Raw genomic sequence first — 6,089 nt, 5'->3', positions numbered from 1 at the left:
AAACGGGACGATATTAACATTACTTATCAGGTCATCCTCTGGTATTTCCATGGTAAATTCCGAGTCGATTTTCCCCCAGATTGCTTTTTTGAAAAGGTTCGAGTATTTGTCTTTGAAGTACATTAGATTCCATCCCCCTTGAAAGAGAATTATATTGAGCGATATCCAAATAATTCCGCAATAGATATGAAGTATCCTGCCCGTTCGCAGCGAAGCTGCCGATCATTTACTCGCAGCACCTTAGTGCAGATTATGAACCTCTCGTTACCCGTTTGCTTAAGATTAATTTTTCATTTTCTACTTGAAACTATCGTAACGTAATGATTTACGCTATGAATACCGGGTAAAAAACTCGCGCGAAAAAAAGGGGATGATCATGAAACTGGATTGGAAAGTTGGAGAACTTGCAAAATTAGAAGGATTAACGATTCGAACATTGCGATACTACGACCAGATCGGTTTGTTCTCTCCATCCGGTCATACTGACTCCGGACACAGGGTCTATACAGAATCCGATATTGCACAGCTGCAGCAAGTTCTGTCATTGAAGGAGCTCGGCTTGTCGTTGGATCAGGTCAAATCCGTTATTGACGGCAATCATTTCAGCCTGTTCGACATTGTTTCCCTTCAAATTAAGCGTCTGAAGGAAAGTATAAGTGTGCAACAAAAGCTTTTACAGGAATTAGAGCATGTAACAAGCTTTATGAAGAGAAAAGAACGGTTGACCGTTCAAGAATTCACCAAAATATTGAGCGCCATGAGGACGAGCCATCATAAATTTTTTGCCGAGCGGGAAGCGAGATGGGAATCCCACCTCGACCGACTTGGCGATTATCTTGGCGAGTATCCAGATGACGCATCCCAAGGGAGGACAAAATTAACCATGAATGAACGATCTGTAAAGTACTCTACCTTTGTTATCGAGAAAAATTATAATGCATCGCCCGAGCGGGTATTCTCCTCCTGGTCGGACCCGTCAGCCAAAGCCCGGTGGTTCCCGAAAGCCGACGAGTTTGACTTTCGGGTTAGTGGTCGAGAATTCAACCGCGGCGGCCCGCCGAACGGTCCGATTTACACTTTCGACGCCTGCTATCAAGAGATTGTTCAGGACAGACGCATCGTTTATACTTACACCCTGGACCAAGGAGAGTCACGGATGTCAGTCTCCGTGACGACAGTGGAAATAAAGCAGTCAGGCAACGGCACTCAACTCATCTATACCGAACAAGGAGCCTTTTTCGATGGTCACGATACATCAGAACAGCGCGAGCACGGCACAAAATTTATGTTAGATAAGCTGGGCTTGGAGCTGCAGAACGAATGAAGAACGCCTTGCATGGAAATGAGATGCAGGCCGGCATAAGGGAATGGACAGGGCTTGCGGTACTAGCCCTGCCCGCCCTTCTTGTCTCGATCGATCTCTCGGTAATGATTCTCGCACTGCCGCACATTGGCGCCGCCCTCGGTGCCGATAGCGGCCAGCAGTTGTGGATCATCGACATCTACGGATTCATGCTCGCCGGGTTTTTGGTCACCATGGGGACGTTGGGAGACCGGATCGGCCGCCGCAAACTCCTGTTGATCGGAGGGAGCGCATTCATGATAGCCTCGATATTGGCTGCATTCTCCCGAAGCGCTGAGATGCTCATTGCGGCCCGCGCAATACTCGGTATAGCCGGAGCGACTATATCGCCTTCTACTCTAGCTTTGATAAGCAACATGTATCGCGATCATAAGCAGCGTTCCCTTGCCATCGGCATATGGTTAACGTGCTCTATGGGCGGCATGGCGCTCGGGCCTGTGGTTGGAGGTATCATGCTAGATCACTTCTGGTGGGGCTCTGTGTTCCTTCTGGGCGTGCCTGTCATGTTGCTTTTACTAATAACCGGACCCATGTTGTTGCCCGAATACCGGCACCCCGAAGCCAGCCGGCTGGATTTGACCAGTGTCGCGTTATCGCTGGGCACCGTCCTGCCGGTTATATACGGTCTCAAGGAAATCGCCAAGTACGGTTTGCAGATAGTACCTGTACTATTGATACTGGCGGGCGTCGTCCTCGGCACAGTGTTCGTGTCGCGGCAGCACAGGCTGACGAGTCCCCTGCTGAACCTGCGCCTGTTCGCGAGTCCCGGATTCAGCACTGCACTGGGGGGCATGTTCGGTATTACACTGACAGGAGCGACCATGCTTTTCATCGCGCAGTACCTTCAATTCGTGCAAGGAATGTCGCCGCTTCTGGCAGGGTTGTATATGCTCCCTGGGGTAATTGCCTCGATGGCCGGTATGCTTCTCTCACCGCTTATCGCACGTCGGATCCGACCGGCCCGTCTTATCGGAATGGGTCTATTAGTATCGACCACGGGCTGTTTTCTGCTGACCCAGGTGGGGGTTGAATCAGGTCTCACGTTTCTGGTGCTCGGGTATATCTGCTTCAGCCTAGGTGCAGCACCGCTCCCGAGCCTGTCCAGCGACCTTATCATCGGCTCAGCCCCGCCAGAGAAGGCGGGATCTGCGGCCTCCATGCTGCAAACCTGCGGCGAATTCGCCTTCGCGCTAGGCATCGCAGTCTTGGGCAGCATCGGCACGGTCGTTTACCGCAACCAGGTGGCGAACTCTATTCCCGCCGACTTGCCGGCATCCGCGGTTCAAGCTTCCCGCGACAGCTTGGCCGGTGCCACGGCCATAGCGGAAGGCCTCTCCGAACAAGTCGGCAAGGCACTGCTCACCGGCGTACGTGAAGCCTTTACCGGCGGGATGCACGCCGTTGCGGCAGCCAGCGGCGCTATCATGCTTGTTACCATCATCCTTGTCGTTACGCGGCTTCGGCACGTACGACCAATCGGAGAGACTCAGTCTAACCAAACCGGTAGTATTCCAGAAGTTGCGCCCGGCGCTGCCAAAGAAGTATCAAGGTAGTTGCACTACCTAGTCATGCTTAAGTAGGGTAGCGCCAATATAACGCGGTAAACGTACGATAAGCTTATAAATGAGAGGGAGTTGAAGAGAATGAAGAAACAAACACGAATTGGTAAAACAGATTTAGTTGTCAATCCAATCGGACTTGGAACAAGCGCTGTAGGTGGGCACAATATTTTTCCTAATTTAAATGAAGAAGTAGGAAAAGATTTGGTGCGGGCTGCGATCAACAATGGAGTGAATTTTTTAGATACAGCGTTTTTTTATGGAACAGGACGTTCAGAAGAGCTAATAGGTGAAGTGATAAAAGAAGCAGGAAAGCGTCATGACCTCATCCTTGCAACAAAAGGCGGTCTTACACTTGTCGGCAATGATGTTGCCATGGATAATTCGCCTGCTTTTTTAAAACAAGCCGTTGAAGATAGTTTGAAAAGGCTACAAACAGATTACATAGATTTATTTTATATTCATTGTCCAGATCAGGATACACCAAAAGATGAGGCGGTTGGAGTCTTAAAACAGCTAAAGGACGATGGTAAAATTAGAGCAATTGGCGTTTCTAACTTCTCACTTTCACAATTGAAAGAAGCAAATAAGGATGGTTATGTCGATGTACTACAGGGAAACTACAATTTGCTGCAGCGTGAAGCGGAACAAGAATTCTTTCCATATACGACGGAGAATAATATCTCGTTTATTCCATACTTTCCACTAGCATCAGGCTTGCTGGCCGGTAAATACAATAAGGATATGACATTCGATGATCTACGCAAAGATATGCCTCACTTCCAGGGCGATAAATTCAAAAAAAATCTAGAAAAGGTAGAGCAGCTCCGCAAAATTGCAAATGAAAAAAATGCCGAAGTTGCTCATGTAGTCCTTGCTTGGTATTTAACACATGATTTAATTGATGTTGTCATACCCGGAGCAAAAAGTGCAGAGCAAGTGATGGATAATTTAAAAACATTAGACGTCCACTTGACAGAAGAAGAAATCAACGAAATTGATCGTATTTTTAAATAGGTTCTTTGTGGCGAACACATTCATGCCGATCCCGAAACTTCTTGGGTCACCGTATCAATTTGGCTTGGACACCCAAGCTCTCACCAAAATCATTTCCTCTCTTTCAACGAAAAATAATTAAATCAGAGCTTTACACTGTCCAATACCAATCAATTCCCTAAATGATTGGACTATAGACACCCCGTAATTAAATCCTGAGATAAATGCCGGATAGGATCGAAGTCTTAGCGTATATTTTCCGCGTTATCTATACGAGCATGTGAAAATAAAATAAAGGCCTACACATTTACATGTATTCAACGTGTTCTTGGTAGAAGCATCAACAAAGCGGACCAAAACTGGAACAATACAGTCTTGGTCGGCTTTTTTCTGTATATCAACTCCCGTTCCTCGATTTCTTCGAGATGGACGCAGGGGTTCCTTGAACGTTGGAAGTCATCAACAATATTACCAATTTTGTCCTCTGCAACGAATATTTTTCATTTACGTTTAAGTTCCCAAACGTCCATAACTAACTTTTCATTCTATTTTCAACGGAGAGATTGGACAAAAATGATTCGAAAATAATGCATTTGTAGTGGTTTTCCAGCTCTTAACATGAACAATTGCGATTTTTTCAGCATCTTCAATCTTAGCTTCTCTTATTTTCATCGGTTTTCCCCTCAATCCGATTGTAAGATTAACCGTATATTACCATATAAGATTATTGAAGATAACTGCCCGTTAGCGCAACGACGGCGGCCCCACATTTGGCTGGCTGCCGTCGTGTAACGATAGGGCTATTGTACCCGTTTAGCTTAAGCAGACCTATCATTTATGGCTCGGTTTACCGCGCTGTCTGTAACGGCAAGTATGAGGGCCATCCTTTTCAGGATGGCCCCCTCTGTCATGAAACCTAATCTCTGCCGGTCAACAGTCGTCTTCCGAGCTGCAGTCGTGCTTCAAGCTCGATCCGATTTTTGCAATCTTCGCAGCAATGTATTCCTTTGAGATTTCGTTTCACTCGGTCATAAGCTTGAGTCCCCTCAATGACATAAAACTCTCTTCTGCAATTATAACAGGTGGAATGAAAACGAAAAAATCTATCGATTTGCTCTTGCATTGCATCCCCTCCCGTCAATCACGACAAAGTTCAGTACTATTGACGTGATAACTGCGACGCGATATAACTGAATAATATCTAAAGAACACACTGTATTAATTATTTTAATACAATGTGTTAAATAAGACAAGGGGGCGTTTACCGTTGCCGAAAGTCGTGGACCACGAACAAAAAAGAAAACTGATCGCCGAATCAGCATGGAGTATTATTGAAGAAAAAGGGATCGAACATGCGTCAATCCGAGCCGTTGCAGCTGCGGCAGGGTTGTCGCCCGGCGCATTGCGGCATTATTTTTCAACACAGGACGAGCTGTTGCTATTTATCGTGGATTATTATTTGACAAGAGGAGCTGCCAGAGCAGAAGAACGCCTGGAAATAAGTCCCATCCCGATGAAGGCTGCGAGGGAAATTCTGTTACAACTGCTCCCTTTGGATGCGGAAAAACGAACTGCCGTCGGTGTCTGGTGGGTCTTCGCCATCCGATCCCTCACGAGTTTGGCACTACAAGCTAAAAAAGACGAGCTCACGGACGGACTCCACTACCTGACTAAAGCCGTCCTCGAAATTCTAGCTAAGGCGAAGCTTCTCCCCTCTTCGGTGGACATTCAACTCGAAACATTAAGATTGGCCGCGATTGTCGAAGGCTTGACGATCCTCGCATTGCTACGCCCAGAACTCTACACACCGGAGACCGTTGAGCAGATTGTCACCCGCCATCTTCAGGAGCTATGCTCGCAAGCTACGAATGGATGAGCATGTAGACGATTCCCGAAAAAACTTGTCGTTACTTGAGGTACGGTTCAGCTTAACGGGTCTATAAATGCGTCTCGGCATATTACTATCATCTTTCTTTGCCTCATTGAGATCTCATAATATGCACGAAGACCGCCTAATTAATCGGCGGTCTGATTGTGGATAGTTCAACTATCGTCTCCGTTTAGCTTAACGAACTTAAAATGGGTATCGCTTTTCACTTTCGGCTTTACTTTTTATATATTCGTTTCGCCGCATGAGTAAACGTTCCATATACGATCGTAAAAACATCACG

Annotated in this window: 5 protein-coding genes and 1 pseudogene; 5 read left to right on the top strand and 1 reads right to left on the bottom strand. The window is 46.7% G+C overall.

The window, feature by feature from the left end:
• Positions 1-376: 376 nt before the first annotated feature.
• The 4 genes and pseudogenes from FE783_RS37055 to FE783_RS37040 all read left to right on the top strand — a co-directional run.
• A pseudogene (locus FE783_RS37055) lies at positions 377-856 on the top strand (MerR family transcriptional regulator); the annotation flags it as partial.
• Positions 857-883: 27 nt separating this feature from the next.
• Positions 884-1,324 carry an SRPBCC family protein gene (locus tag FE783_RS37050; RefSeq protein ID WP_138884421.1) on the top strand — a complete coding sequence of 147 codons (441 nt, stop codon included), beginning with the start codon at positions 884-886 and terminating at the stop codon, positions 1,322-1,324.
• Positions 1,321-2,916 carry an MFS transporter gene (locus FE783_RS37045; RefSeq protein ID WP_138884420.1) on the top strand — a complete coding sequence of 532 codons (1,596 nt, stop codon included), beginning with the start codon at positions 1,321-1,323 and terminating at the stop codon, positions 2,914-2,916. The genes FE783_RS37050 and FE783_RS37045 overlap by 4 nt, the downstream gene beginning before the upstream one ends.
• 90 nt (positions 2,917-3,006) lie before the next feature.
• Complete coding sequence (locus FE783_RS37040; RefSeq protein WP_138884419.1) at positions 3,007-3,939, top strand: aldo/keto reductase; 933 nt, start codon at positions 3,007-3,009, stop codon at positions 3,937-3,939.
• Positions 3,940-4,458: 519 nt separating this feature from the next.
• On the opposite strand, the gene FE783_RS38800 is transcribed toward FE783_RS37040, so the two are convergent.
• Complete coding sequence (locus FE783_RS38800) at positions 4,459-4,590, bottom strand: hypothetical protein (protein ID WP_274381480.1); 132 nt, start codon at positions 4,588-4,590, stop codon at positions 4,459-4,461.
• A 595-nt stretch (positions 4,591-5,185) separates the two neighbouring features.
• Between FE783_RS38800 and FE783_RS37030 the strand changes: the two genes are divergently transcribed.
• Positions 5,186-5,794 (top strand): TetR/AcrR family transcriptional regulator, encoded by a 609-nt coding sequence (locus tag FE783_RS37030; protein ID WP_138884417.1) that lies wholly within the window; start codon positions 5,186-5,188, stop codon positions 5,792-5,794.
• Positions 5,795-6,089 lie beyond the last annotated feature (295 nt).

This window comes from Paenibacillus mesophilus (assembly GCF_005938385.1).
Classification (GTDB): domain Bacteria; phylum Bacillota; class Bacilli; order Paenibacillales; family NBRC-103111; genus Paenibacillus_AB; species Paenibacillus_AB mesophilus.
The sequence above is the reverse complement of the archived record's forward strand: the minus strand, read 5'-3'. Positions and strand labels throughout refer to the sequence as shown.

What these genes read in the sequence shown, in the direction of transcription:
- FE783_RS37045 (WP_138884420.1), top strand. Translation starts at nt 1,321, where the DNA reads ATGAAGAACGCCTTGCATGGAAATGAGATGCAGGCCGGCATAAGGGAA.
- FE783_RS37050 (WP_138884421.1), top strand. Translation starts at nt 884, where the DNA reads ATGAATGAACGATCTGTAAAGTACTCTACCTTTGTTATCGAGAAAAAT.
- FE783_RS38800 (WP_274381480.1), bottom strand. Translation starts at nt 4,590, where the DNA reads ATGAAAATAAGAGAAGCTAAGATTGAAGATGCTGAAAAAATCGCAATT.
- FE783_RS37040 (WP_138884419.1), top strand. Translation starts at nt 3,007, where the DNA reads ATGAAGAAACAAACACGAATTGGTAAAACAGATTTAGTTGTCAATCCA.